The organism is Reinekea sp., assembly GCF_046710285.1.
In the GTDB taxonomy this organism is placed as follows: Bacteria; Pseudomonadota; Gammaproteobacteria; order Pseudomonadales; family Natronospirillaceae; genus Reinekea.
In genome coordinates, this window is the sequence record NZ_JBKEGY010000006.1 from 122,023 (window position 1) to 148,543 (window position 26,521).

At 43.2% G+C, this 26,521-nt stretch carries 26 protein-coding genes, 2 tRNA genes and 1 pseudogene; 7 read left to right on the forward strand and 22 right to left on the reverse strand.

Translation table 11 applies throughout. The features are described from left to right. The first annotated feature begins 4 nt into the window (after positions 1-4). Both ACI882_RS06425 and ACI882_RS06430 read left to right on the forward strand, forming a co-directional pair. The gene (locus ACI882_RS06425; protein WP_411745605.1) at positions 5-817 is read left to right on the forward strand and encodes a YgfZ/GcvT domain-containing protein; all 813 of its coding nucleotides are present in this window, start codon (positions 5-7) and stop codon (positions 815-817) included. A 27-nt stretch (positions 818-844) separates the two neighbouring features. Next, positions 845-1,681 (forward strand): HDOD domain-containing protein, encoded by an 837-nt coding sequence (locus ACI882_RS06430; protein WP_411746684.1) that lies wholly within the window; start codon positions 845-847, stop codon positions 1,679-1,681. A gap of 6 nt (positions 1,682-1,687) precedes the next feature. On the opposite strand, the gene ACI882_RS06435 is transcribed toward ACI882_RS06430, so the two are convergent. Then, on the reverse strand, positions 1,688-1,957 hold the full coding sequence (locus ACI882_RS06435) for a YkgJ family cysteine cluster protein (protein ID WP_411744264.1): 270 nt from the start codon (positions 1,955-1,957) through the stop codon (positions 1,688-1,690). 60 nt (positions 1,958-2,017) lie between these two features. Between ACI882_RS06435 and ACI882_RS06440 the strand changes: the two genes are divergently transcribed. Next, on the forward strand, positions 2,018-2,776 hold the full coding sequence (locus ACI882_RS06440) for an alpha/beta fold hydrolase (RefSeq protein ID WP_411744263.1): 759 nt from the start codon (positions 2,018-2,020) through the stop codon (positions 2,774-2,776). A 9-nt stretch (positions 2,777-2,785) separates the two neighbouring features. After that, positions 2,786-3,685 (forward strand): DUF808 domain-containing protein, encoded by a 900-nt coding sequence (locus ACI882_RS06445; RefSeq protein ID WP_411744262.1) that lies wholly within the window; start codon positions 2,786-2,788, stop codon positions 3,683-3,685. A 52-nt stretch (positions 3,686-3,737) separates the two neighbouring features. Here ACI882_RS06445 and ACI882_RS06450 read toward each other — a convergent pair whose 3' ends face one another. The 13 genes and pseudogenes from ACI882_RS06450 to ACI882_RS06510 form a co-directional block, all read right to left on the reverse strand. Continuing rightward, positions 3,738-4,019, reverse strand: coding sequence for a pyrimidine/purine nucleoside phosphorylase (locus tag ACI882_RS06450; protein ID WP_411744261.1), 282 nt, complete (start codon positions 4,017-4,019; stop codon positions 3,738-3,740). 30 nt (positions 4,020-4,049) lie between these two features. Continuing rightward, positions 4,050-5,879: an ABC transporter ATP-binding protein gene (locus tag ACI882_RS06455; protein ID WP_411744260.1), complete on the reverse strand. Its 1,830-nt coding sequence runs from the start codon at positions 5,877-5,879 to the stop codon at positions 4,050-4,052. Between the two features lie 8 nt (positions 5,880-5,887). Then, positions 5,888-6,499 carry a carbonic anhydrase gene (locus ACI882_RS06460; RefSeq protein ID WP_411744259.1) on the reverse strand — a complete coding sequence of 204 codons (612 nt, stop codon included), beginning with the start codon at positions 6,497-6,499 and terminating at the stop codon, positions 5,888-5,890. Positions 6,500-6,683: 184 nt separating this feature from the next. Then, on the reverse strand, positions 6,684-7,298 hold the full coding sequence (locus ACI882_RS06465; RefSeq protein WP_411744258.1) for a hypothetical protein: 615 nt from the start codon (positions 7,296-7,298) through the stop codon (positions 6,684-6,686). 22 nt (positions 7,299-7,320) lie between these two features. Then, positions 7,321-7,950, reverse strand: a complete 630-nt coding sequence (locus ACI882_RS06470) for a hypothetical protein (protein ID WP_411744257.1) — start codon at positions 7,948-7,950, stop codon at positions 7,321-7,323. A 195-nt stretch (positions 7,951-8,145) separates the two neighbouring features. Then, entirely contained in the window at positions 8,146-9,324 is a 1,179-nt protein-coding gene (gene prpF, locus ACI882_RS06475; protein WP_411744256.1) for a 2-methylaconitate cis-trans isomerase PrpF, read from the reverse strand. A 182-nt stretch (positions 9,325-9,506) separates the two neighbouring features. Continuing rightward, a complete protein-coding gene (gene acnD, locus ACI882_RS06480) occupies positions 9,507-12,098 on the reverse strand; it encodes a Fe/S-dependent 2-methylisocitrate dehydratase AcnD (protein WP_411744255.1) in 2,592 nt (863 codons plus the stop codon). 208 nt (positions 12,099-12,306) lie between these two features. Then, on the reverse strand, positions 12,307-13,431 hold the full coding sequence (prpC, locus tag ACI882_RS06485; RefSeq protein WP_411744254.1) for a 2-methylcitrate synthase: 1,125 nt from the start codon (positions 13,429-13,431) through the stop codon (positions 12,307-12,309). 200 nt (positions 13,432-13,631) lie between these two features. Beyond that, positions 13,632-14,501, reverse strand: coding sequence for a methylisocitrate lyase (gene prpB, locus ACI882_RS06490; RefSeq protein WP_411744253.1), 870 nt, complete (start codon positions 14,499-14,501; stop codon positions 13,632-13,634). Between the two features lie 11 nt (positions 14,502-14,512). Continuing rightward, positions 14,513-15,169, reverse strand: a complete 657-nt coding sequence (locus tag ACI882_RS06495) for a GntR family transcriptional regulator (RefSeq protein WP_411744252.1) — start codon at positions 15,167-15,169, stop codon at positions 14,513-14,515. Between the two features lie 418 nt (positions 15,170-15,587). Then, positions 15,588-15,852: pseudogene (locus ACI882_RS06500) on the reverse strand (DksA/TraR family C4-type zinc finger protein). A gap of 28 nt (positions 15,853-15,880) precedes the next feature. Continuing rightward, positions 15,881-16,363, reverse strand: coding sequence for a GNAT family N-acetyltransferase (locus ACI882_RS06505; protein ID WP_411744251.1), 483 nt, complete (start codon positions 16,361-16,363; stop codon positions 15,881-15,883). A gap of 57 nt (positions 16,364-16,420) precedes the next feature. After that, positions 16,421-16,666, reverse strand: a complete 246-nt coding sequence (locus ACI882_RS06510) for a Rho-binding antiterminator (RefSeq protein WP_411744250.1) — start codon at positions 16,664-16,666, stop codon at positions 16,421-16,423. A 191-nt stretch (positions 16,667-16,857) separates the two neighbouring features. On the opposite strand from ACI882_RS06510, the gene ACI882_RS06515 reads away from it, so the two are divergent. Then, on the forward strand, positions 16,858-18,012 hold the full coding sequence (locus ACI882_RS06515; RefSeq protein ID WP_411744249.1) for a YHYH protein: 1,155 nt from the start codon (positions 16,858-16,860) through the stop codon (positions 18,010-18,012). A 491-nt stretch (positions 18,013-18,503) separates the two neighbouring features. On the opposite strand, the gene ACI882_RS06520 is transcribed toward ACI882_RS06515, so the two are convergent. After that, positions 18,504-19,400, reverse strand: coding sequence for a hypothetical protein (locus tag ACI882_RS06520; protein ID WP_411744248.1), 897 nt, complete (start codon positions 19,398-19,400; stop codon positions 18,504-18,506). A gap of 267 nt (positions 19,401-19,667) precedes the next feature. Here ACI882_RS06520 and ACI882_RS06525 point away from each other — a divergent pair, with 267 nt between their 5' ends. Beyond that, on the forward strand, positions 19,668-19,895 hold the full coding sequence (locus tag ACI882_RS06525; protein WP_411746733.1) for a hypothetical protein: 228 nt from the start codon (positions 19,668-19,670) through the stop codon (positions 19,893-19,895). Between the two features lie 71 nt (positions 19,896-19,966). Here the strand turns inward: ACI882_RS06525 and ACI882_RS06530 are convergent, their stop codons facing one another. The 4 genes from ACI882_RS06530 to ACI882_RS06545 all read right to left on the reverse strand — a co-directional run bounded on the left by ACI882_RS06530 (position 19,967) and on the right by ACI882_RS06545 (position 22,003). Then, positions 19,967-20,368 carry a hypothetical protein gene (locus ACI882_RS06530; protein WP_411746732.1) on the reverse strand — a complete coding sequence of 134 codons (402 nt, stop codon included), beginning with the start codon at positions 20,366-20,368 and terminating at the stop codon, positions 19,967-19,969. A gap of 736 nt (positions 20,369-21,104) precedes the next feature. Continuing rightward, a tRNA-Pro gene (locus tag ACI882_RS06535) sits at positions 21,105-21,181 on the reverse strand. A 9-nt stretch (positions 21,182-21,190) separates the two neighbouring features. Next, positions 21,191-21,280, reverse strand: a tRNA-Ser gene (locus ACI882_RS06540). Between the two features lie 141 nt (positions 21,281-21,421). Then, a complete protein-coding gene (locus tag ACI882_RS06545) occupies positions 21,422-22,003 on the reverse strand; it encodes a nitroreductase family protein (protein WP_411746731.1) in 582 nt (193 codons plus the stop codon). Between the two features lie 109 nt (positions 22,004-22,112). On the opposite strand from ACI882_RS06545, the gene ACI882_RS06550 reads away from it, so the two are divergent. Beyond that, positions 22,113-23,579: an adenylate/guanylate cyclase domain-containing protein gene (locus ACI882_RS06550; protein ID WP_411746730.1), complete on the forward strand. Its 1,467-nt coding sequence runs from the start codon at positions 22,113-22,115 to the stop codon at positions 23,577-23,579. A gap of 320 nt (positions 23,580-23,899) precedes the next feature. Here the strand turns inward: ACI882_RS06550 and queF are convergent, their stop codons facing one another. The 3 genes from queF to ACI882_RS06565 are packed head-to-tail and all read right to left on the reverse strand — an operon-like array spanning position 23,900 to position 26,459. Next, on the reverse strand, positions 23,900-24,727 hold the full coding sequence (gene queF / locus ACI882_RS06555) for an NADPH-dependent 7-cyano-7-deazaguanine reductase QueF (RefSeq protein WP_411745534.1): 828 nt from the start codon (positions 24,725-24,727) through the stop codon (positions 23,900-23,902). Between the two features lie 26 nt (positions 24,728-24,753). Then, positions 24,754-25,524 (reverse strand): ABC transporter permease, encoded by a 771-nt coding sequence (locus ACI882_RS06560; protein ID WP_411745535.1) that lies wholly within the window; start codon positions 25,522-25,524, stop codon positions 24,754-24,756. After that, entirely contained in the window at positions 25,521-26,459 is a 939-nt protein-coding gene (locus ACI882_RS06565; protein ID WP_411745536.1) for an ABC transporter ATP-binding protein, read from the reverse strand. Before ACI882_RS06565 ends, ACI882_RS06560 begins: the two co-directional genes overlap by 4 nt. Positions 26,460-26,521: the final 62 nt, after the last annotated feature.

A 26,521-nucleotide genomic window follows, 5' to 3' on the forward strand; every position in this document is an offset into this window, starting at 1 on the left:
CCCTATGAACGAAATAACTCAACATCCGATCAAACATTTAGCCTCTATCACGGTCTGTGGTAGCGATGCACTGACCTTTTTACAAGGCCAATGCACCCAGGATATTAAAAAGATCCCTAGTTTTGGTGCCTTGCCGGGGGCTTTTTGCTCAGCGAAAGGTCGCGTTGTCAGTAATGTTCTTGTGCATCGTGTCAATGACAGCCAAGATGATTTTGAATTACTTTGTCATGCTAGTTCAGCGGCTTTGCTCTATGACCACCTTAAAAAATATGTGCCTTTTTTCCGCGGCACCAAAATGTCGATAACCAGCAATGCAGCGCTGAATATGGTCGGGTATATTGGAACAGGTGATCGCCCTGGGTTTAAACTCAATGACCTAATGAGTTTAGAGCTTAATTCGCCAGCAATTAACGAAGAGCTGGACACAGCAGAGCAATGGCTGGTTGAAGAGATTAAACAAGGTGTTTTATGGCTTGACGAACATCAGTTTGAACAATGGATAGCTCAGAATATCAATTTAGATAGTTTAAACACGGTCTCTTTCACTAAAGGTTGCTATACCGGCCAAGAAGTTGTTGCACGTTTACACTACAAAGGTAGCAGCAAAAAGCGGCTTTACGCGGTGCGTGCGACTGATTCAATGACAACCTCGCAATCAATTTCCGCTAACGGCAAAACTGTTGGTAATCTGCTGCAATGCGCTCATTGGGGTCCGCATTCATATGGCCTAGCCGTGATTAAAACCGATGCAACTGAAGGTCCGCTTTTTATCACGGAAAACGAGCAGCTTCAGTTAGAGCTGCTACACTCTTTTTAAATAGTTTCGAACGGGTATAGAGAAAACATGAGCAACTTAGTTGAGACGGTCACAAAAGATATAGTAGAAGCATTAAATAATGACCAATTAACGCTACCAAGCCTTCCAGAGATAGCGCTAAAAGTGAGAGATATTGCCGAACGAGACGACTCCACTATTAACGACTTAACTGAAATTATCGTTCAAGACTCCGCTTTAACGGCCAGAATTATCCGTGTCGTCAATAGCCCTCTTTTACGCGCTGCTCAAGACGTAAAAAACCTTCCAATGGCGGTAAGCCGTCTAGGTATGAATTACACTTCAAACCTTGCCATTGGCTTAGCGATGGAACAAATGTTTCAGGCTACCAGTGACATGATTGAAAAACGCATGCGCGCCTTATGGCAATTAACAGGGACTATTTCAACCTGGGCATCGGTACTGGCTTCACACACCAAATTACTACCGCCTGATGAAGCCATGCTCGCCGGCCTCATTCATCGCCTCGGTGCGTTACCTATCTTGACCTATGCCGAAGAGCGTGACGATATCATCCAAGATAACATTACCTTAGGTAAAATTATTGATCGCTTACATGGGCCCTTAGGTGAGGCCATTTTGAAGAAATGGGATTTCTCTGAAGAATTAACATCAGTGCCTAAGTATTATCGTAAAACTGATCGTGTTTCTGAACAGCCCGATTTTACCGGACTTATTACACTTGCAAACCTCATTCACAATAAAGATGTGCAGGCAGGTTGGGGTCTAAAAGATTGGTCAGAGATCAAGCTCTTTGAGCAATTTAACTTACCACCCGATAGAGATCATGAAATTTATATAGAATTGGATAAACAAGTACAGGCCTCACGTGCGGCATTAATGTAAAACGGGTTAGTCTTCACCTACCTTGTTAAGCGTTATCAATTCTAACTCTTCTAAAATAGAGAGGGCTTGCTCTCTATTGTCACCACAGATACTTTGTTCAGCGGCAAAGTTTGAACAAACCTTCGGCCTTTCTGGGCGATCAAAAATCAAACAATTAAAAGAGTCATCAAGGTGTACACAGGCAATTCCTGCTGGCTTACCCTCTGGCATGCCATAGAACGGTTGGTTGATACTGGGAGCGATACAACAGGCGCCGCAGCCAAATCTACACTTCATACTGCTTGCCTCTGACTATTTATTATATAAACTGCTCTGCTACAACACGAAGGACATAGCATGTTAAACACTGAAACACTTGGCAGCGGACCCGATTTAGTTTTTTTACACGGCCTCTTCGGTGCCGGTGACAATTGGAAAAGTATCGCACGAAGTTTGAGTGATCACTACAGAATACATTTGATCGATTTACCGAATCACGGACGTTCGGCTTGGGTAAACGACCCTTCATACCCAGCCATCGCGAACATTGTTGAACACTGGATTGACCAACAAGACATTACCAGCTACCGACTACTCGGTCATTCTATGGGCGGTAAAATAGCAATGCAAATGGCTTTAAACGCACATGCGCAAAGAATAGAAAAGCTCATTGTTGTCGATATCGCACCAAAATTTTATCCTCCCCATCATCAAGATATATTTAAAGCTCTCAATACCATTGATCTGAACCTTTACCAAGATCGACAAAGTGTAGAAGCCCAGCTCGCACCTTGGGTTGAAGATCAGGGCATACGACAGTTCTTATTGAAGAGTCTATATAAGAAAGACGGCGTCTTGAACTGGCGGTTTAACTACCCAATATTAGAACAGCACTATGATGAGATTGCACAAGCCCCTACTATGAATGAGCCATTTCGACAGCCCACTTTATTTATAAAGGGAATGAATAGCCAGTACATTAGCGCCGAAGATCAACCTCAAATCAACGCCCTATTTCCATATGCTCAAGCAAAACTCATAGAAGGCGCGGGCCATTGGCCTCATGCAGAAAAACCCAACGTCTTTCTCAAAATTATAGAAAAGTTTTTAAACTAAGGAATTTATATGGCTGGAACAAGCCTCCTCGCACTAATCGACGACATAGCAACCCTATTAGATGATGTCGCACTCATGACCAAAGCTGCGGCCAAAAAGACCGCTGGCGTGCTTGGTGATGATCTCGCTCTAAACGCCGAGCAAGTAACCGGCGTTAGCGCCGCCAGAGAAATACCTGTCGTTTGGGCTGTTGCCAAGGGCTCGTTTATCAATAAACTCATACTCGTGCCATTGGCCTTGTTAATCAGTTTTTTTATTCCTTGGGCTATTACACCTTTATTGATGCTAGGTGGCGCATTTTTATGCTTTGAAGGAGCGGAAAAGATCATTCACAAGTTCTTTCATAAGCCAGAAGAAAAGAAATTGGCTCGAGAAGAAAAATTAAAAGCTGTTCTTGATCCTCAGGTAAACATGGTTTCTTTTGAACGAGAAAAAGTAAAGGGTGCGATACGAACTGACTTCATTCTGTCTGCAGAGATTATTGCCATTACCTTAGGTACCGTTGCTGCGGTTAACTTAACAACTCAATTTTTGGTACTTGCGACAATCGCGATAGTTGTGACTGTGGGTGTTTATGGCCTTGTCGCTGGCTTAGTCAAAGTGGATGATCTTGGCTTGTACTTATTTAACAAGCCCAATGCAACTACCAGTTCTAAATGGGCTGGATCCTTTTTGCTTAGCTTAGCTCCGAAAATGATGAAGTTTTTGTCTATTGCAGGCACCATCGCCATGTTTTTAGTCGGTGGCGGTATTTTGGTTCATGGCATTCCCGCTTTACATCATTTATTTGAAACATGGGCCGTGAATTTTGGTCTACTGTTAACTGTACTGAACGGCCTCACCGGACTAATAGCCGGCGTTATTTTGGTTCAAATATACAACCTAGTGAAAAAACTAAAACACAGTTAAGCTTGCTTAAACCGAGGAGCCTGAACACTCAGGCTCCTCGAGTGTTTAGTATTTAGCCATAAATACACAAATAGACTGTCTCTTGGGTGACTTTCAACTGAAATTTACTGTTTGCAGGCACATTGAATTCGGTGCCCGCTAAATAAGTTAACCAGTCATCCGAACCCGGCAGTTTCACAATCAGCTGCCCTACGACCACTTTCATCAATTCAGCCGCTTCTGTACCGAACTCATATTCACCAATCGACATAACACCAACCGTAGCTGGTTTATCATGGCCTGAAACGGAAAGCGACTGAACTGCACCGCCAAAATACTCATTATGTTTTATCATCTAAACCCCATTAATACGCGTAGTGTAACGTTATTCTTCACCTAAAAAGCCACCGGTTTGATGCGCCCAAAGTGAGCTATAAATACCGCCCTGTTCTATTAACTCTTGGTGAGTACCTTGCTCTACTACTCTGCCTTGGTCCATAACAACCAAACGATCCATGGCCGCAATAGTCGAAAGCCGATGGGCTATCGCAATCACGGTTTTACCTTCCATAAGCTTATATAGATTCTCTTGAATGGCGGCCTCAACTTCTGAATCCAGTGCTGATGTCGCTTCGTCGAGAACTAATATGGGTGCATTTTTCAACAAAGCTCTAGCAATTGCGATTCGTTGCCGCTGACCACCAGAGAGTTTAATCCCGCGCTCACCGACTTGCGCATCGAAACCTTTTAGCCCGTTAGGATCGGTTAACTCTGCAATAAAATCTAAAGCCTCGGCCTTTGCACAGGCGGCGTGTAATTCTGCTTCGCTGGCGTCAGGTTTGCCATAAAGGATATTGTCCCGCACAGATCTGTGCAACAACATTGTGTCTTGAGTCACCATGCCAATTTTAGATCGAAGTGACTCTTGTTGCACTTGGTTAATCTCTTGACCGTCGATACGTATAGCACCTGATTCAACATCGTAAAAGCGTAACAACAAATTAACCAGTGTCGACTTCCCTGCCCCTGAACGGCCAACCAGGCCTACTTTTTCACCGGGCTTAAGTGTTAGGTGTAGGTCTTCTATGACACCAGAGCCTTTACCATAGTGAAAGCCAACTTGGTCAAATTCAATTTCACCGTGCTCAACATGCAACACAGGTGCATTAGGTTCATCTTCAATTGCAATGGGTTTACTCAATGTGCCCATGCCATCGATTACTGTACCTATATTTTCAAACAGCGCTGACACTTCCCACATTATCCAATGACTCATGCCATTTAAACGCAGAGCCAAAGCAAGTGCCACAGCAATTGCACCCACCGTGATACTGTTTTGCAGCCAAAGGTATAAAGACAGAGCGCCTATAGAGAAGACCAACGTATAGTTAAGCCATTCTATGCACATATTGAAACCGGTCACTAGCCGCATTTGCTTATGAACCGTGGCAAGAAAGCCGTCCATACCTTCTTTCGCGTATTCGGTTTCCCGATCGGTATGGGCAAAAAGCTTTACCGTCTGAATGTTGGTATAGCTGTCAACAATTCTGCCTGTCATTAACGATCTGGCATCGGCTTGTTCTGCGGCAACATTACGCAAGCGAGGGATGAAGTAACGCTGCACCATGACATAACCTAACAGCCATACGAGCATTGGAATAATTAAGGCTTTTTCAGCATTACCCACCAATACCAGCATGGTGACAAAATAGATAACCACATAGACTAAGACATCTAATAGCTTCATCACTGATTCACGCACCGAAAGTGACGTTTGCATTAACTTGGTGGCAACTCGACCGGCAAAATCATTTTGATAAAAAGATAAGCTTTGCTTTATTAGGTAGCGATGCGCCTGCCAGCGAATCGCCATCGGGTAATTCCCCAGTAGCGTCTGATGTACAAGCATTGAATGAAGCAAAACGGTTGAAGGAATTACCACCAATAAGAGAATAGAGATCGCGATCAACTCAAAACGATAATCAACCAAAAAAGTTTCACGATTCCCCGAACTTAGCCAATCAATAACCACACCAATCATGCCGAACATAGAGGCTTCGGCGATAGCGACAATCGAAGTAAGCAATGAAACAATCAGAATTGGCCACCACATACCTTTCGTATAATGCAAGCAAAATTGAATTAGGGTACTAGGTGGTTGGCTCGGGCTTTCAGAAGGGAACGGATTAAGTATCCGTTCGAAAAAAGACAGCATGTGACTCCTTAGTCAATAAATGTTACTTCTCCAGTCGCCAAGGAATACTCTGCGCCGACAACGGCTACCTTTCCTTGCTGGACAAGTCTTTCGAGAATTGGCGAAGAATAGCGTATATGAGTCACGGATGCGCGAACATTTGCTCTGACCGAATACTTCATCAGCTGCTCGTAGTCATGCTTGAGATCGGTTTCATAGAGAGTTTCAATGACTGGTTTTATTCTAGACACGATTGAGTTGAGATTATGAGAAGATGTGTCTGTCTTGCCTGCTAAGGCATCCAATGTTGATTGAATAGCCCCACAATTTGAGTGGCCTAAAACGATCACCAAGGGCGCACCAAACTTTTCTACCGCATACTCGATTGAGCCTACTTGAGAAGGTGCAACAATATTTCCTGCAACGCGAATCACAAATAAGTCACCCAAGCCTTGGTCGAATATGATTTCCGCAGGGACTCTGGAGTCTGAGCACCCTAAGATAATTGCAAATGGCTCCTGATCCGCGACTAATAACTGACGTCGACGCTCTGAAGACATCGATTTATGCTGGCTGTCTTCACTATAAAATCGTTGATTACCTTCTTTTAAACGAGATAAGGCTTCTTCTGCAGTAATCATAAAGGCTCCAAAATAGAATTGTGTCACTAACAATAGTGAATTATCAGCATACCACAAGACTATAAAAATCAGAGCAATAGTGAATTTTTGGAAAAGACGGGGATAGAGCCAAGCTCAGTTGCTCATTTTTGTAGGCCCAAATTAAGCAACTGAGTTAAAACATCGAAGGTAATTGAAGCCTCTATTAAAATCTATAACCTATGGAAATACCTACTGGCATTGTATCTGCAATAACACTTCCTCCAGCACCAGAAGTATATGAAGGGTCAACTCCACTAAAATAGCCAGAGTCGCCTAAATCAACGTAATTGCCCTCTCGTAATTCAGCGAACAACTCAACATTAAACTGTTTAAAGTTTGCACCGATGCCCAATGGAATAGTAAAGCTGCCAAATGAAACCGCTTTATTTCCCTCCCAAAAGTAATGGGTTCCGGTATAAACATAAACACCTTGGCCATTCATGTTATAGCCGGTTAACAACTCAATTTTCAAGCCTACTAGTGGCTTATCAACCTCACAACCAATATTGAAAGAATTTGATGCCATTGAGCATTGATTCATTTGATAGATTTGCACGCCAATTGTCGTCCATGGAGAATAAATGTAACGACCTTCCAGCCCAATACCCTTTAGCTCATACAATAAACTCCCTGGGTTGCTGCCAAAAACATTATAATTTCCAGAATAGGTCCTGCTGACTAGGTTTACTTGAAACTTATTGTCTACATTCGTTTCGGAAAAGCTAAAAGAACCAAATAGAACCAGCCCTGTTAGTACAATTATCTTTAGTTTTTTCAATTAAAAATACCTACAATTTAAGTTAAAAACGGAAGCCAAATTCAGTTTGAGCGCCAAATGCTTCAAAGCCTTCGGCTGACTTAAAAGCGGTAGAGACCTCTAAGCCAAACCGAACAAATAAAGCGTCTATAGGGCTGATTGTCCAAAAGCTGGCAATTGTGGGAGACTTTCTTCGCTCTGACAAAGTTACTTTGAGTCGTGCCTCAGTAGAAACGATGTGGTTAACAGGCGCGGCATAGGTAGCAGAAAAATGCCCCTGATGCGTGATCGTCTCGATGTAGTCAGCTATTGACCGAGCAGAATGCTCAATAGGCGCTTGCCCAAGGTAGCCAATTTTAAATTGGACCTCAGCATCATTACTGACTAAAGCAAAGTCATAGCCAATTTCTGCCCCTAAGTAGATATCATTGACAGGTGTAAATGCACTACCCCATACCTCTGTTCTTACCTGACCGAGAATAATGTTCATTGGTATTTTTGGAGAAACAAAAGTGCCTCCCTGTATAAAATAGCCTCTTGGGTAATACTCGTAGTGCTCACTTCCTGTTACCAAGTCAATTCGGTACCCACCCGAGATATAATTTTGCGCCATCGCTGGAAACGTGAATCCGATCACAAATAAAAACAGAATGATTTTTTGTATGCCCTTCATTAAAGGTCCCTTTTACGTAGATATATTTTAGCAGCCACTTCAACGCGGGGATATTAACGTAAAACATAATATTAATTAATGAATAATTTATATTTTAGGATATTAATACTGCAAGGAAGGAGCACACTCGATTTAGGAAAGCCGAGTGCACTAAACAATATAAGATTCAACTAACAAAAACTAACTTCTTAAAAATTACTCAGGCACGTGAACTTGACCCGACATAATAATTCGCGCACTTCGGCTCATGGTTGCTTTTGCCACTTGCCACTGTCCGGCAACTTCCGTTGCTTGTGCTCCCACTTTTAAGGTGCCCGATGGATGGCCAAAGTTAACAGTTGGCTTTGCGCCACCCGCAGCGATGCTTACTGTGGTTCCAGGGATTGCTGCTGCCGCGCCAATGGCCACTGCGGCGGTACCCATCATAGCGTGATGCAGTTTGCCCATGGAAAGAGCTCGTACTAATAGATCAATTTGTTCAGCCTGCACTTGTGTACCACTTGATGCAGTATATCCTTTAGCTGCACTCACAAATGCAACCTTCGGAGTATGTTGACGCAATGCAGCTTCATCTACGTGCTGTATTAAACCCATTTTAACGGCGCCATAGGCACGAATTGTTTCGAAACGCGCCAGCGCTGTTTCATCGCTGTTAATCGCTTCTTGCAGTTCAGTTCCTTGATAGCCTAATTCTTCAGCATTTAGAAAAATAGTTGGGATGCCTGCGTTAATTAATGTGGCGGTTAACTTGCCACCGGCAACTACAGATTCTGGCACCTTGAGTTGGTCAATCACATTACCAGTGGGGAACATAGCACCCTCACCGTCTGCCGGGTCTATAAATTCAACGACTATTTCAGCGGCTGGGAAGGTGACTCCATCTAACATGAAGTCGCCGGTTTCTTGCACTTGACCATTACTCATTGGAATATTCACAATAAGTGTTTTTTGAATGTTCGCTTGCCAAATTCGTACTGCGGCAATGCCATTGGTTGGCAAACGATCTTTATCAACCAAGCCCTTATGTATAGCAAAGGCACCCACCGCCGCCGTCAGGTTGCCACAGTTGCCACTCCAATCTACAAATGCTTTATCAATGGCTATTTGACCAAACAGATAGTCGACATCATGATTTGGCTGCAGACTTTTTGACACGATAACTGTTTTACTCGTGCTTGAGGTAGCACCGCCCATACCGTCAGTTTGTTTACCGTAAGGGTCTGGGCTACCAATAATACGCATTAACAATTCATCGCGAGCAGAGCCCGCTTGTTGTGCTTTTTTAGGCAAGTCTTCCAAATTGAAAAACACACCCTTGCTAGTTCCACCGCGCATATAGGTTGCCGGAACGGTAATTTGTGCTGCCTGTGTCATTGGAGCCTTCCTTTATAAATAAGCTGACTTGGTTCTGTTATAAATTCACAAAAATTCTAAGACTGTGCTGTGGTGCTGTAAAACTAGGGCGTTCATTGGCATGGATGCCAATGACGAGCTCCCATGGATGGGTTCACGGCGGTCCTAGTTTTACAGTACCTCAGCGCAGGAGCCGCTGTAAATTAAGCTAGATTAGATTCTAGAAAATCTTCGGCGAAACGCTGCAAGACGCCACCGGCTTGATAAACCAAAACCTCATCTTTAGTATCTAATCGGCACGTCACGGGTACTTCAACCGACTCACCATTTTTTCGGTGAATGACTAATGTTAGCTGCGTACGCGGCGCTGCTTTACCAACAACATCAAAAGTTTCCGTGCCATCGATTGCATAAGTTAAACGACTTTCACCTGGTTGAAATTCTAGCGGCATCACACCCATACCCACTAGGTTAGTTCGGTGAATACGCTCAAATCCTTCGGCGACAATGGCTTCAACACCGGCCAAACGCACACCCTTGGCTGCCCAGTCACGTGATGAGCCTTGGCCGTAATCGGCACCAGCAACAATAATTAGTGGCTGCTTGCGTTTCATGTAAGTTTCGATTGCTTCCCACATGCGCATCACTTCGCCTTCTGGCTCGACACGCGCGAGTGAACCTTGCTTAACTTTTCCCTGCTCCAGCACCATTTCATTTAGCAGCTTAGGGTTTGCAAAGGTGGCACGCTGAGCAGTTAAATGATCGCCTCGATGGGTCGCGTAAGAGTTAAAATCTTCTTCAGGCAAGCCCATCTTATGTAAGTATTCACCGGCTGCACTGTTCATCATAATGGCATTCGAAGGTGATAAATGATCGGTAGTTATATTGTCACCTAGCACCGCCAAAGGACGCATTGCCGTTAAGCTACGCTCACCGGCTAAGGCACCTTCCCAATAAGGCGGCCGACGAATATAAGTTGATTGTGGTCGCCAATCGTATAGCGGGTTAATACTTTCATTTACTGCAGGTGTAGCATCAAACATGGGGATATAAACTTCTTGGAACTGCTCTGGTTTAACGTGAGCATTTACAATTTCATCAATCTCTTCATCGCTTGGCCAAATATCTTTTAAGCGAATTTCATTTCCTGAAGAATCAAGTCCGAGAATATCTTTTTCAATATCGAAACGAATCGTACCTGCAATTGCATAAGCAACCACCAAGGGTGGCGATGCTAAGAAAGCTTGTTTGGCATAAGGATGAATACGACCATCGAAATTTCGATTACCCGATAAAATCGCCGTTGCGTATAAATCTTGATCGATTATTTCTTGCTGAATAACGGGGTCTAGCGCGCCACTCATGCCATTACAGGTTGTGCACGCAAAACCGACAATGCCAAAACCAAGTTGCTCCAATTCCGATAGAAGATTTGCATCGTTTAAATACAATTCAGCAACTTTTGAACCCGGCGCAAAGGAAGTTTTTACCCAAGGTTTGCGAGCAAGGCCTAACTTGTTTGCATTTCGCGCCAACAAGGCGGCCGCAACAACGTTACGAGGGTTACTGGTGTTTGTGCAACTGGTAATGGCCGCGATAATAACGGCACCATCTGGCATCTTGTCACCATGAGCGGGAACTGCGCGTGAGATACCCTCTTTCGCTAAGTCACTGGTTGATACTCGGCGATGCGGGTTAGAAGGCCCGGCGATGTTGCGACCTACACTCGAAAGATCAAAGTTCAAAACACGCTGATACTTGGCCTTTGTCATGCCATCGGCCCATAAGCCAGTGTGTTTAGCATAATTTTCAACCAAAGCGATTTGCTCAGGTTCACGGCCTGTTATGGTTAAGTAATCAATGGTTTGTTGATCGATATAAAAAATACCGGCACTAGCACCGTATTCAGGTGTCATATTTGAAATAGTTGCACGGTCACCAATGGTTAAGTTCGCAGCACCCTCACCAAAAAATTCTAGATAAGCCGAGACCACTTTTTCATTACGTAAAAACTCTGTGATGGCCAAAACAATATCGGTTGCCGTGATACCAGGCTGACGCTTGCCCGTTAGCTCAACACCAATGATATCGGGTAGTCGCATATAAGAGGGTCGGCCTAGCATAACGTTCTCAGCTTCTAAACCACCCACACCTATAGCAATAACGCCTAAGGCATCAACGTGTGGCGTGTGACTGTCAGTACCCACTAACGTATCAGGGAACGCAACGCCGTCTAAGTTATGAATAACTGGCGACATTTTTTCTAAATTAATTTGATGCATAATGCCGTTGCCAGGCTGGATAACATCGACATTTTTAAAAGCTTTTTTGGTCCAATTAATAAAGTGGAAACGGTCTTCATTGCGGCGATCTTCAATGTTACGATTTTTTTCAAAAGCGCCTTTATCAAAACCCGCATGTTCAACGGCCAATGAATGATCGACAATCAATTGCGTAGGCACTACGGGGTTAACTAAAGCAGGATCTCCACCTCGCTCGGCAATTGCATCACGCAGCCCGGCCAAATCTACCAATGCTGTTTGGCCCAAAATATCATGGCAAACCACACGCGCAGGGTACCAAGGAAAATCAAGATCTTGTTTAGCTTCAATAATCTGCGTTAAACAATCGTTAAGAATTTCTGGCTGACAACGACGAACTAGGTTTTCTGCCAGTAACTTAGAGGTATAAGGCAGCGTATCGTATGCACCTGGTTTAATATCATTGATCGCTTGGCGCGTATCAAAAAAATCTATCGCCGAACCCGGTAATTGTTTTCTATAATTCGTATTCATAGCGTATCCATATTTTCAAGTGAGTGCCCATCTTGGAGCGTCAATTCTAAACTCGTCACGGAATGAGGATGGACTAAAAGGTTTATTTTAATAAGCCTCAGCGAGAAGGATCTCGCTGTAGAGTGTCACATGGATGTGCTCGAACGACTTCTTAAAATAAACCTTTTGGTCAATCCGTAACAACCCACCGCATTTGGGTGAGAAAAAGTTATCGATCCGTTATTGGCGTATATACCCGCGGCTCTTCACCAATATAATCAGCACTTGGCCGAATAATTCGGTTATTCGCACGTTGCTCTTTAATGTGTGCAGCCCAACCTGAAACACGTGACATAACAAAGATAGGCGTGAATAAATCGGTTGGAATGCCCATGTGATGATATGTCGAGGCATGATAAAAATCGGCGTTCGGGAACAGTTCTTTTTCCCGCCACATAACTTTTTCACATTGCTCGGAAATATTATACAAGTTCATATTGCCAACTTCTTCACCGATACGTTTAGCCCATTCCTTAATAACAATACTACGTGGATCACTGGTACGATAAACGGCATGGCCAAAGCCCATAATCTTATCCTTTGCCGAAAGCATCGCCATTAAACCCTGCTCTGCATCCGCAGGGTCATTAAACGAACTGATCAGCGCCATTGCCGCTTCATTTGCACCACCATGCAATGGCCCACGTAAAGTGCCAATCGCAGCCGTTACCGCACTGTAGATATCAGTTAAGGTACTTGCAGCAACCCGCGCAGCAAAAGTAGAGGCATTAAACTCGTGCTCAGCGTATAGAATCAAAGACGCCTGTAGCGCTTGAACATGTAACTCACTCGGTGATGACTGGGTGAGCAGCTCTAAAAAATGCTCAGCTATTGAATCTGCATTGGAGCCAGTTTCAATTTTTTTACCATTAAAATGAAAGTGATACCAATAAGTCATGATGGCAGGAAATTTTGCCAACATATTAATAATGTGGTCGTCCTGTTCAGAAAAATCATTTTCTTGCTGCAATACACCTAGGGCAGAGCAACCCGTGCGCATAACATCCATCGGGTGTGCAGACTTAGGAATGCGCTCCAATATCTCACATAAAGCTTGTGGTAATGCTCGCTGCGCTTTTAAAGCTTGATGAAAGCGATCTAGTTCATCTTGGCTAGGCAATTGACCAAATTGCAGTAAATAAGCCACCTCTTCAAAGGTAGCGTTAGCCGCTAGGTCAGATACATCATAACCACAATAGGTTAAACCACTGCCGGTAACACCAACAGTGCATAGAGCTGTTTCACCAGCGACCTGACCACGCAGGCCAGCGGTTGAAGTAGATTTTTGTACCATCTTGCTCTCCATTTATTTTTGTTTTAGGACAATAAAAATTCACGCTAAATGTGCGACTATGCCGAGATACTGTAAAATTAGGAACGCCGTAAAACCTTCCATGGAGGCTCGTCATTGGCATCCATGCCAATGAACGTCCTACTTTTACAGCATCTCAGCACAGATGTTACTGAGACCAACTTTAAAGCTAGTTCAAGTAATTACTTTTTAGTAAACAACGCATCTAACTTTTCTTCGAACTGGTGATAGTTCAAAACATCATATAAATCCATACGTGTTTGCATGCTATCAACCACTGCTTTTTGATCGCCATTTTTATGGATGCTTTCATAGACATTCAACGCCGCTAAACTCATCGCTCTGAATGCACTTAATGGATAAAGCACCATCGCGCAACCGACTTCATCCAATTCTTTTTGGTTATAAAGTGGTGTTTGACCAAATTCGGTAATGTTTGCTAAAACCGGAACGTTCAATGCATCGGTAAATGCTTTGTAGTCTTCTAAGGTGTGCACAGCCTCTGCGAATATGCCATCGGCACCGGCTTCGACACAGGCCGTTGCGCGTTCAAGCGCGGCTTCGAGACCTTCTTGTGCAAACGCATCAGTGCGTGCCATGATGAAAAAGTTTTCATCAACACGCGCATCTACACAGGCTTTAATTCGATCGACCATCTCTTCTTTACTGACAATTTCTTTATTCGGGCGATGACCGCATCGCTTTTGAGCAACTTGGTCTTCAATGTGAACGGCAGCAACACCCGCACGCTCCATCTCTTGAATAGTACGCGCAATATTAAACGCACCACCCCAGCCCGTATCGATATCTACTAATAACGGTAAATCACAAGCAGCTGTTATTCGACGTGCGTCTTCTGTAACATCGTTTAACGACGTCACACCTAAATCGGGTAAGCCAAATGACGCATTCGCAACACCGCCGCCCGATAAATAAATAGCATGATGCCCTGCACGCTCGGCCAGCATCGCTGAATAGGCATTGACCGCACCAACAATTGGTAAGGGCTTATGGGCAGCTAGTGCCTGACGAAATTTTAATCCTGCGCTCATGAGAATTCCTCTTAGTTCACTGTATTGTTCGACGAAAGCAGTAAACGCTTTGCCGCTTGGATGTGCCGCTTCATCAATAAAGCCGCTAACTCACCGTCTCTATTTGATAAAGCCTGAAAAATACCTTGGTGCTCTTCTAACGCTTTCGCCGGTCGGCTGCGTTGGTGTGCCGATTGATAACGATACATGCGAACGCGGTGATAAAGTTCATCGCATAGCAAACGAATCAGCCACTGGTTTTCTGAACACTGAATAATAAAAAAATGAAAATCTAAATCAGGGTCTTGGTCGATGTAGGTTTGGCCATCATTGCTGGCTAAGTACGCCTCATGCCGAACCAGTATCGCTGCGAGTTCTGCTAGCTTAGTGTCACTCATATTCTGCGCGGCAAGCTCACAAGCTAAAGCCTCTAAGTTTTCGCGCAGCTGATAAATTTCCACCAACTCACGCTCATCAAAAGCAATAACTTGTGCACCGACATTCGGCACTTTGGTCACCATTTTACGCGCTTCAAGCTTATGAATAGCCTCTCGCAGTGGCCCTCGACCTACCCCTAACTCTACGGCAAGCTCAGTTTCACGAAGACGCGCACTCGGCGCTATATCGCCCTTAACAATGGCTTCTAGTAAGTGGCTGTATATTTTATCAACACTGGTTAATTCGATCATATTGTTAACAATCTAGAAATATCGGAGCCAAAATACGCCAAATTTTGGCAAAACTCAAATATATTGTTAACGATTTGGAATTTAGAGCAGATTATTGTTTAGAGTTTTGGGCAATTAGCCCAAGCGGATTACCTAGATAACGCTAGAAATAAGACGGAAAAGGAGCGAAAGCAGACACAAGAACACAGAGAGAAGTAAGACTATATAGATTTGCTTAGTAGACCCACTTGAGCCTGTTTTGTTTAATAGATATTCGTGAATGCCGACTTCTTTTAAATGGGCTTTCGCATTTTCAGCAGTACAGGATTTACCATTCTTATAATGATTGACCGCTCATTGATGAATTAACCAAATACCACCAGCCGCCAAGACAACCAATAATAGATCAATCACAAAGCAATACCTCTAAATAGACACGTTAGCGAATTTGGCTGTCTTTGTTTCCACGCCGATTTATACCACCAGTGGCAACACTTCAGCTTCGAAATTCGATTGACAGTTAACACATAACTCTACGTCCAGAATAGCCGTACGATGAGACTTAGGAATAACAGCATCACATTCTAAGCAGTTTTCAGCCTATCGCCAGAATGAAGTTTACTTCTGGCCTCATGGACCGCATCTTCAATAGTGGCATCAATCTGATCTTGAACCGCACCATCACGTGCCCAACCACCAGCCATATCATCCCCCCTTAATTAAACGCCAAATCTAAGCAATAGATAAGGTCATAAAATGACTGTCTCCATTGCTAGCCAGAGTGCTATCAATTTGAAAACCAGCGGTCTCATATAAAGAAACTGCTTTCCGATTATGCTTAAACACCTCAAGGACTAAAAATCTAACACCGTCGCTTTTACTGAATCTCTCGGCTTCCAGAATTAATAGCCGACCAAGCCCCAAACCTTGAAACTCAGGCGTTACATACATTTGAATAATTTCCGCCGCACTTGGAATGAGTTGAGTTTCATATGCAATCCCGCACATCCCTACTAACTTACCTTCGATATATGCACCAAGCATTGTACCTTTTGCAGAACGTTGCTCAATAAGGCTCTCAAAGTATAGCTTATCTAATCTTTTCTGCTGATCGTAGCTTGAACCAAAGTATTCTGGATTTGTTTGCAATGCCTCAAGCCTAAGCTTGCGGTAAGCCAATGAGTCGTTTGGTTCTAGCACTCTAACTTTTTTCATTTTAGTCCTGCGGGCTTTTAAATGGCATGAGGCATTCTAGCATGTACCGATTTTAGGCTAGTCAAAAGAAACCTCAGTAAAATGAGGGTTTTCAACACAGACTTCCAACTTTGAAATGCTACTTAAAACGACCAAAATTTCCGTGTTCGACTGCTCTACCTTAATGCACTCCTCACGAGAATCATTGCGAGCTGTATCAAGCGCAGTACACTCGATGGTCTCACCTGTTTTCAAGGTCAACTTAATCGGATATTTAAACATGCAGACTATTTCAATATAGTCGTATTCATTGCAACTAATCATGACAATCACCTTTAGACATTTTTAATTACATTTACCAATTGCCCATTTCTTACAAGATTTTGAACTATCTTAGTTCCTATTGATCAAATATATGACCTATATTGAGTCACTGGACATGTTCTATAAAGGATGTTCAGTTGAGCCTTTTATACCTTAGTTGATACATCTATTCTTTACCTAAAGGAATACCAATGAAACCAATTCTATATATACCGCTGCTACCTGCGCTTATGCTCGCCGCATGTAGCTCAAACACTATTAAAGCAGAAGATCATAGTGACTTTCACAGTCATGGTAGCGGTTTTGATTTGGGACTGTTTTATGATGGTGCTGTTGAAGACCATTCAATTGTCGACTGTACGCTCTCAGATGGAACTGAAACAAGTTGTTATGAAATTACTATCGCTGGGTACCCCGTCAATCATGACATCGGTCCATTTTGCCCAGAGACAATAACGACAACCGCTGACGAGGCGGGTATATGGTTAGACGGTAAAGCCGTATATGACGCCGACGGTGCTTTTATAGTTTCATTAGCAGAGCTGTATAGCGACCCGAATTGGAAAATGTACGATGAAGATGGCAATGTTTATATCACCGATACAGAAGAAGCGTTTGAAGCCGCTGCCCGGCCGGATGTAGACCCAGCTTATCAAAACCATTGCGTGGAAGGTCGAATGGCGTGGTTAGCAAATGGTGAGCCCGTTACGACCACAGTTGTGCTACCAGTTGAACCTGTACTTGCCGACCGCACCTCTTCTGGTGGTAACTGGGGTATTACCCTTAATGGCGTGGTTATTGCTGCTTCAGCTCCGGTGGATACAATTTTAAGTGCTTATACCATCGCAACGTTTGATGATTGTGGCGGACACATAAACCCATTTGATGGTTATCATCTTCATGGCGCTCGGGGTTGCTCAGAAGTCGGCAATGCAGAAGATGGTGAAACGCCGATTTTTGCCTACGCAATGGATGGATTCCCTATTCACAGCGCCCTTTCCTCTGAAGCAACCGAAACCGCTAATTTAGATGAGTGTAATGGCCACGAAACCCATTCCGATGGTTATCACTACCATGCAAATACAGCGGAGAAAAACAGCGTACTTACCTGTTTTAAAGGTTTAACAGTTGCAAGCAATCAAGGCGACCAAGGCGGACCCGTTAATGGAGCTGGTGGCGCGCCAGATTTTTCAGCCGCAGCAGATCAACTAGGCGTTACAGAACATGAATTACAAGACGCGCTAGGTATGCCACCAAACTTCTCAAATGCTGCTCAAACTTTGGGCGTCAGTGAAGCAGAGTTAATTGATGCTCTAGGTGATGATTTACCACAACCTCCGCAATAAGCCGCATTCTAAAGCCTAGCAATACGAGCGTTGAATTATTTAATCAACGTTCGTTATTTTCTTTCAAACCAAGCTGCCTTCGATTTTTACGGCGCCGTATATGCAGTTCAATAAAAACTGAGTCAATTGCGCTCTACTCCAGTCATATTGACGTTAGAGCAGCACTGCCAAGTAAACCAAAAAAATTTCTAGATCCACTGCTAACAGCTCCACTCAGGTATAGAAAGTTTTGACTAAAGTTACCCCCGCTATTGAGCAAATTAACAATTATTCTTGATGGCAGCTAAGTGTTTTACAGCAGTTTATTTTCAAGAGCACAACAAATCGATCAAAACAATACATTAGATTTATCTAACGCCAACTTTCGGCAATGTATATAACCGAAAGGCGCTAAATACGAAACTCCTTTCCTCAATTATTTAATAGCGACCAATCAAGGCTGATTTGCCACCAAAAGAAACAATAACCACATACATTAAAACAACAAATGCCTAACTTTTGAGCCACTGATGGTAATAATCGGCTATCAGACTTAGATTAGCTGTCTTTGCTGGAAACTGCTGTTGTAGATAAACCAACGCGTCAGCTAAGGTAACTTGATGTAAGTTGTCACAAGTGTCGAATATCAGCGCGCTTAGTTTTTTATGGAACTCATCTTCACTGGAAATTAACTCAATTCCATTCAGTATTGTGATATCTAATGCATCATCTGGGTCATCTAAAGGAGATGTGGCTTGCAAGTATAAGTGATAAGACATTTTGGATAATTGCTCCGAGTTAAGCATCGCCTCACAGCGAATTAACCAAGCTAACGTAATTAAATTATGCCCGAAAAAGCTGGGTTGCTTGATTGAAACTTCTAATAGTTCACTAAAGCTCGGTGCCTTGACTGGATTGCTTGGAACTACTGATGAATTTCGCTCGAATGTTGAAGTTAAGAACTCAGTCATTCGATTCAAAAATGGCGTGGTTTGAGCAACCGTTAGTTGTTGATAAACAGTATTTAACGCCAGCAAAATAGTAACATTATGCGAAAGGTATTCACTATGGCTAGCAGCCTCTGCAATATAGTGTGCAAAGATATCTTCAAAGCCTTTGCGTTCATACCATTGCGCTAACGCTAGGTAAGCCGCAGGGTAAATACCGCCAGACAATATTCGAGAAATGCGAACTTCTGAAAATTCGGGGGCCTCAACCATTTCAGAAATAGAGCCTGTCACCGAAAGCTCACTTTTTGAAATCAATTCACTGACCTGCAGCCAAAGACCATCACAATCAGGTAACGTAACAGATAAATACTGAGCAGCTATAAAAGCTTTCAACGCATGGGGCTGATGAATTGACGCGCTACTGTGCAATGCTTTTTCTAATAATTCTGTTTCTGTCACGCTTTATTCCATTGAACCATCATTGATTTCAAAGACAAATGTACCACTAATTTTTCAAAATATGACCTTTGATCATACTTATTAATCAACTCACTTTTCTTTAGATTCATAGTGAATCAAATTAACGGAGATCCGCTCATATAGTGGTAAAACACTCCCTTTCCAATTTACATGATCGTTAAGTTAATAAAAACACCACAAATACCTTGACTCATAAATAAGAATGATTATCATTTGTGATGAAAATAACAAAACCAAGGATTGAAAATGAGCTACCACATCAATGCATGGCTTGAAGATGGCAAGCCGCAATTACAAATTGTCGATGCTCAATCTAAAGCCATCTGCATGTCTTGGAGCTATGCGCCAAATAAGGAGCAAAGCTATAAGGAAAGGCACGAAATTCAGAGGCTGTTCAAAGAGTTACTCCTACTAACCTGCAAGCAAGACATCTCTAACTGTCGTATTTTTAATGTTAAGCCACAGGGAAATTAAGGGTGCGGGTAAGCTAGGGAAATAAACTAAATGCGCAATGCGGTGAATTTACGGCGATATTGCTACATCTTTTAACGCTTTGGATAATATAGATCATCAGGTTGTTTACCTATATTGTCTGGTTCCAGCGGCTCAGGAAATTGAACGGCTAATAGAGTTTCGCGGCCTTCCAATTTAGCCTTACAAACCCGATGCATTCCATCCATTATTCGGCCTTGGTTACATAAAATAATTGGATAACTAAGGTCTGCCTCGTAAATCTGTTTTGCGTGCTGAATTATATCTTCACACTTAGGCTCCAATCCCGGCATAAAACCAAACCAGTAGTTTTCTTTAAGCTCGCCAATTTCACTTACTTGTTTTTCAAAAACTGGGAAGTCTTTGGACAACTCAATCAGCTTCAATACATCCCATGACAGCAGCCCTTTGGCAGAAGGTCTAAAATGATATTGTTGATGTAATTTCTTTTTCATACGGGCCTAGCTCTCCTATTCAGCCTATGTAAAACATTTAGCTGCTGTACTTCATTTAACACATTAAACTAGGCCCCTTCTGTTTGCTATATAAAACCTAAAAACTATTATAGTCTTCGAGCTACTGGTCTAAAGCACAACTCAGAAAAGCTCATTTGTCACCAAAGCGTGAACTGCCACTGAATCGTGGTTTGATTTTTCGCGTCTCCGCAGGCTCCGAACTCTCCTACAATAAATATAAACGGTTATTGGCTTCGGGCTGCGAGCTTCTGGTCTAAAACATCAAAAAACCGAAAAGCTAAGCTTTGGTGGCAAATTAGCTTTTATCGGGAATCTGAGGCATGGATGCCGAAGCTTAGCGGCGCAGGGATGCGCGAACAGCGACCGATCAAAGCTGATTTGTCACCAAAGCGGAAATTGCCACTGAGTAGTGGTTTGGTTTTTCGCGTCTCCGCAGGCTCCTACAATAAGTAAAACCGGTTATTGGCTTCGGGCTGCGAGCTTCTGGTCTAAAACATCAAAAAACCGAAAAGCTGAGTTTTGGTGGCAAATTAGCTTTTATCGGGAATCTGAGGCATGGATGCCGAAGCTTAGCGGCGCAGGGATGCGCGAACAGCGACCGATCAAAGCTGATTTGTCATCAAAGCGGGAAAACGGTACGAAACAAGAATAACAGGAATCAAAAATAGGTTTAAAACTAAAAAAAGAAATACAAAGAAGTAAAACTGGGGAAAGTTGGTCGGAGCAGAGGGATTCGAACCCCCGACCCTCTGGTCCCAAACCAGATGCGCTACCAAACTGCGCTATGCTCCGACTTTTAACTGGCGGTGAGTGAGAGATTCGAACTCTCGATACGATTTCTCGTATACACGCTTTCCAGGCGTGCTCCTTCAGCCACTCGGACAACTCACCTAAGGGTAAGTTTTGGCTTAATGACATAAGCTCTACTCACCTCGTTTTCGAAACAAACAAGTCACCTCGAAAACGGGAGCGAACTTTAACCAAAAATATCATGACACGCAAGTTTTATTTTTAAAAACAACGAGTTACCCACTATTTGGGATTAAATTCACTCACAAAATCATCAATGGCCAAGGCTTGAATTGGCTTATCGTCATTCGCAGGCGTGCCGAGATATAGAAAGCCTACCACTTTATCGGTTTCCCGCAAGCCAAGAGCGGCCAACAGACTATTAGATTCGGTAACGTGCCCAGAGCGCCACATAGCACCCAAACCCTGTGCATAGGCAGCAGAGACTAAGTTATGTGCTGCACAGCCCGTCGCTACGACTTGCTCCCAAGCAGGTACTTTCGCATGCTCTTGAATATGGGCATAAACGATAATAACCAAAGGTGCACGTAAAGGCCCCTTTTTAGCCTTCGCCAAAGCCGCTTCGGCAACATCAGGGTCATCCGCTTGCATCGCCGCCGCCATAGCCTCGCCTAGCACGATGCGTTGATCACCACGCACCTCGATAAAGCGCCAAGGTCGCAAATAAGCGTGATCTGGCGCACGAAATGCAGCATAATAACACTGTTCTAACTCTTCTTTAGTTGGAGCAGGGTCCGTTAAAATAGCGTGTGAAACCCTAGTTTGCAGGCCCTTAAGAAACTCAGGGCTTTTATGAATAGTCATAGTTAAACCAATGATTTAGTTTGGTTTTTATCATACATTAATCAGTTTAATCCGCTATCATATATAAAACACAAATAATAAATTAGACTTATTGAAGTGAGCGCACGCCATGACACGGCAGATAAAAACGCCAAATAAACAAAAGCCAGTACAACAGAAAGCTAAAAATATTTCCAAGACTCATATTGCAACCCAAGAACTTGAAATATTTGACGATTTTACGGTATTACCTATATCGGCCGAGTTTAATTCCCGCTCAATAATTTATTTAACCTTAGCTGGCACCATTGTAAGTAGCATTGCTTTTGGATCAATGACCGTCCTATTTTCATTGGTTGTTGCATTTTGCCTACTGTATCCCACTTTTATACGCTTTTTGAGCTTACCGCTTCGTCGTAAATACCCCAAGCAAATTGGTTATACCCTTATTTTATTTGACGCATTTTTTATCGGCGCCATTTTGACCGTGATGGGCCTGCCTTTAGAGCCTACTATTTTCATCCTTATCATGGCCAATGCCAGCTTTATTGCCCTAGGGCGAGCAGTCGCCTACATGCTTTGTATGATTTTCTTATTTGGCGGCGCGATTGCTGCTTACTCAACCCAACCTGATTTTGTATTCAATGAGGCGAGCGTCACCATGATGCTGATTGCAGCTTTCGGCACGGGTTTATATGTGGCCGTAACGGCTTTTTATACCAACCAATCGGCACGTAGATTAAAAGCAGCTCGTTTAGAGTCTTATAAACAAAACGAAAAATACCGAACCATCTCTCGCAAATTGTCTAAATATTTGTCACCGCAAGTTTGGGAAAGTGTTTTCAGTGGCAAGCGCGACGTAAAACTAGAAACCACTCGTAAACGCTTGGTTATCTTCTTTAGTGATATTAAGGGCTTTAGTGAGCTTTCCGAGCAGATGGAGTCTGAAGCCTTAACAGAATTGATTAATACTTACCTAACTGAAATGAGCCGCATTGTCATGAAACACGGCGGCACCTTAGATAAGTTTATTGGTGATGCCATTATGGTCTTTTTTGGCGATCCAGAAACTAAAGGCGTTAAAAAAGACGCCGAAGCCTGCGTTTCAATGGCCATAGAAATGCGCCGCCACATGAAAGTGTTGCGTCAGCGTTGGAAAGCCCAAGGCATTAAGCACCCGCTTGAAATTCGCATGGGTATAAACACCGGCTATTGTACGGTAGGTAACTTTGGTGCCGAAACTCGAATGGATTACACCTTACTAGGCAAGGAAGTTAACTTAGCATCTCGCTTAGAATCGGCTTCAGAACCTGGCGAAATTTTAATTTCATATGAAACCTATTCCCTGGTACAAGATCGAATTCTTTGTAAAGAGAAAGGCCAAATAAATGCTAAAGGCTTTTCACGCCCTGTACCGGTATATCAAGTCATTGACTTCCGACGCGACCTAGGTGGCCGACGCACATTTACCGAACTCGAACTCGAAGGGTTCTCAATGGCTTTAGATTTAGACAAAATTAAAAATTACGATAAAGATCGAATAATCGAAGCACTCGATAAAATCAAGCAATCGGTTGTTGGTCGGAATATGCCTTAGGGTTTTTGGTTTGTTGGCTTGGAGTGGTGAGGGTTCGCGCAGGTGGTTGATTGTCTTTGACCGGCCGCTCGGGCGCATCCATGCGACGCTATACTTCGCCATCCATGGCTCAGAATTCCGGTCAAAGACAATCAACCACCCGCGCTTAGTTTTGAGTTTGGTCTAGGTTTTTTAATCTGCTTTTCGCGTCTTCGCTTTGCTACGAGCGCTCCTACTTGAGCTTATCTATTTACTTCGCTTTAGATTTTACCCGCAGCCCGAAGCCCAAAACCATCTCTTGAACCTACTTGCAGCTTGCAACTATAAACTTAAAACTTTCTTTACTGCCTCACTAACCGTACATTCTCAGGCTGCGCGCCATCAACATTAGTACGGAACGGGTTAATATCTAAGCCTCCCCGTCTTGTGTAGCGTGCGTAAACCGTAAGCGTTTCACAGTGGCAATGTCCCATTAAATCGGTAAATATTCTCTCGACACATTGTTCGTGAAACTCGTTGTGCTGTCTAAATGAAATTAAATATTTAAGTAACGCTTCATGGTCTATTTTTGCTCCGGTGTATTCAATAATCACACTGCCCCAGTCAGGTTGGCCGGTGACTAAGCAGTTTGATTTCAATAGATGCGATACTAATTTTTCGCTAACAATTTGATCTGCGCTAGCTTTGAGCATATTTGGCTGTGTGCTGTAGTGCTCGATATCGACATCGAGTTCATCAATACAGACGGCATCGAAAGCTCCTATATCTGCAGAGCTTCCTGCTTGATGCAAGTAGACTACTGTTACATGAACATCAGACCCTGCGGCTGCAGTAAGGTCAGCTTCAAGTCGATTCTGTACCGCTTGCAGTGAGTCAAATTTCGTTTGATTAAAACTATTTAAATATAGCTTAAAAGATTTAGATTCAACCAAATTGGGTGAACCCACCGGTATAAAAAACTCAGCTAAGGCTACAACGGGCTTACCCTTGCTATTTAGCCAAGAGAGTTCGTAGGCGTTCCAAATATCTACGCCTTGAAATGGTAGTTGACCGTCTATACCTAGCTCTAATCGTTTCTCAAGCCTTGATATAGGGAATAGTAAGCTAGCATCATACTCATCAATGTATGAACTTGTTTTACCTAATGGTGATTGTTCTGGAGTCGCCATAACTGCCCTTAAATTTTATCAGTCGTTTATGACCGTAGACCTTTCGCTACGTTTAGCAAGTGCAGCGCCCAGCTACCTAATACCACTACAAATAGCAATAGCATTGCATAAGCAGAGCCGACTGGTATATCGGTAATGCCAATTATGCCATAGCGGAATGTATTCACCATATAGAGTACCGGGTTTAACTTACTGACCCACTGCCAAAACTCGGGCAATAGTGAAACCGAATAAAACACACCACCTAGGTAGGTTAGTGGCGTTAAGATGAAAGTGGGAACAATGGTGACATCATCAAACTTAGTCGCGAAAATAGCATTGATGAGCCCCGCTGTCGCAAACACGATAGCCGTGAGTAAAATAACCGAAACGGTTACCCAAATATTGTGAATATGCAGCTCGGTAAACCATAGAGATAAGGCCATTACAATTAGGCCACAGGCGATGCCTCTTGCCACTCCGCCAATGACAAAACCGGATAAGATAATCCAGTTTGGTACCGGTGCAACCAATAATTCTTCTATCGAACGGGCGAATTTGTTAGAAAAAAAGCTCGAACTGACGTTGCCGTAGGCGTTAGTAATGACAGACATCATAATGAGCCCAGGCACGATAAACTGCATATAATCAAAGCCATCCATCTCACCAATTCGTGAGCCGATCAGATTACCAAATATGACGAAGTACAAGACCATCGTTATGGCCGGGGGCAAAAGTGTTTGGGGCCATATGCGCAAAAAACGTCGAACTTCTTTATACACAATAGACCAAAATGCGACCCAATATGGATGACTCATGCTAATGCCTCCTGTGCGTTTTGGGTACCGGTTAAATCTATAAACAATTCTTCGAGTCTATTGGTTTTTGGTCGGATACTGTTTACTTCAATATTCACCTTGGACAAGGCGTTAAAAATAGAATTCAAACTGTGACCTCTTTGAACACTGAATTCGAGACTGGTGTCGTCAATTAGATTGGCTTCAAATTCGCTGAGCGTATCGGGTAATTCGCTAACAGGCGCACTCAAATCGGCAATGAATGTCGATTTATTCTTTTCTTTAAGCAGCTCTTTTGTTGGCCCATTCGCAATAATACTGCCTTGACCAATGATGGCGATATTGCGACACAAACTCTCAGCTTCTTCTAGATAGTGGGTTGTTAGAATAATGGTGGTGCCTTGACGGTTTAATTCTTTAAGGAATATCCACATTGAACGGCGAATTTCTATATCTACACCCGCTGTCGGTTCATCAAGGATAAGCATTTTTGGCTCATGAACTAAAGCCCTGGCAATCATTAATCGACGTTTCATACCACCAGAAAGCATTTGGCCGCGAGTATCTCGCTTATCCCATAAATCTAACTGCTTGAGATATTTTTCAGTACGTTGCTTTGCAAGCTTGCGTGGCAAGCCATAATAGCCTGCTTGCTGAATGATAATGTCTTCAACTTTTTCGAATGGGTTAAAGTTAAATTCTTGCGGAACAATACCTAGGCACCGTTTTACTGCTTCACGCTGCGTATCTAGGTCGTTGCCAAATACTCGAACTTGACCGCTGGTTTTGTTGACCAATGAAGAGACGATGCCAAGCGACGTTGATTTCCCCGCTCCGTTTGGCCCTAAAAGCGCAAAAAAATCGCCTTCTTTAACGGTTAAATCTATGCCCTTCAATGCTTGAAAGCCATTCTCATATATTTTAACCAGCTGCGAAATTTCTAGTGCATTTGACATATTTGCCCCAACTTTAACTCAAACAAGTAACTCTATATGGGTACCAATTTAGCAAAAACAAC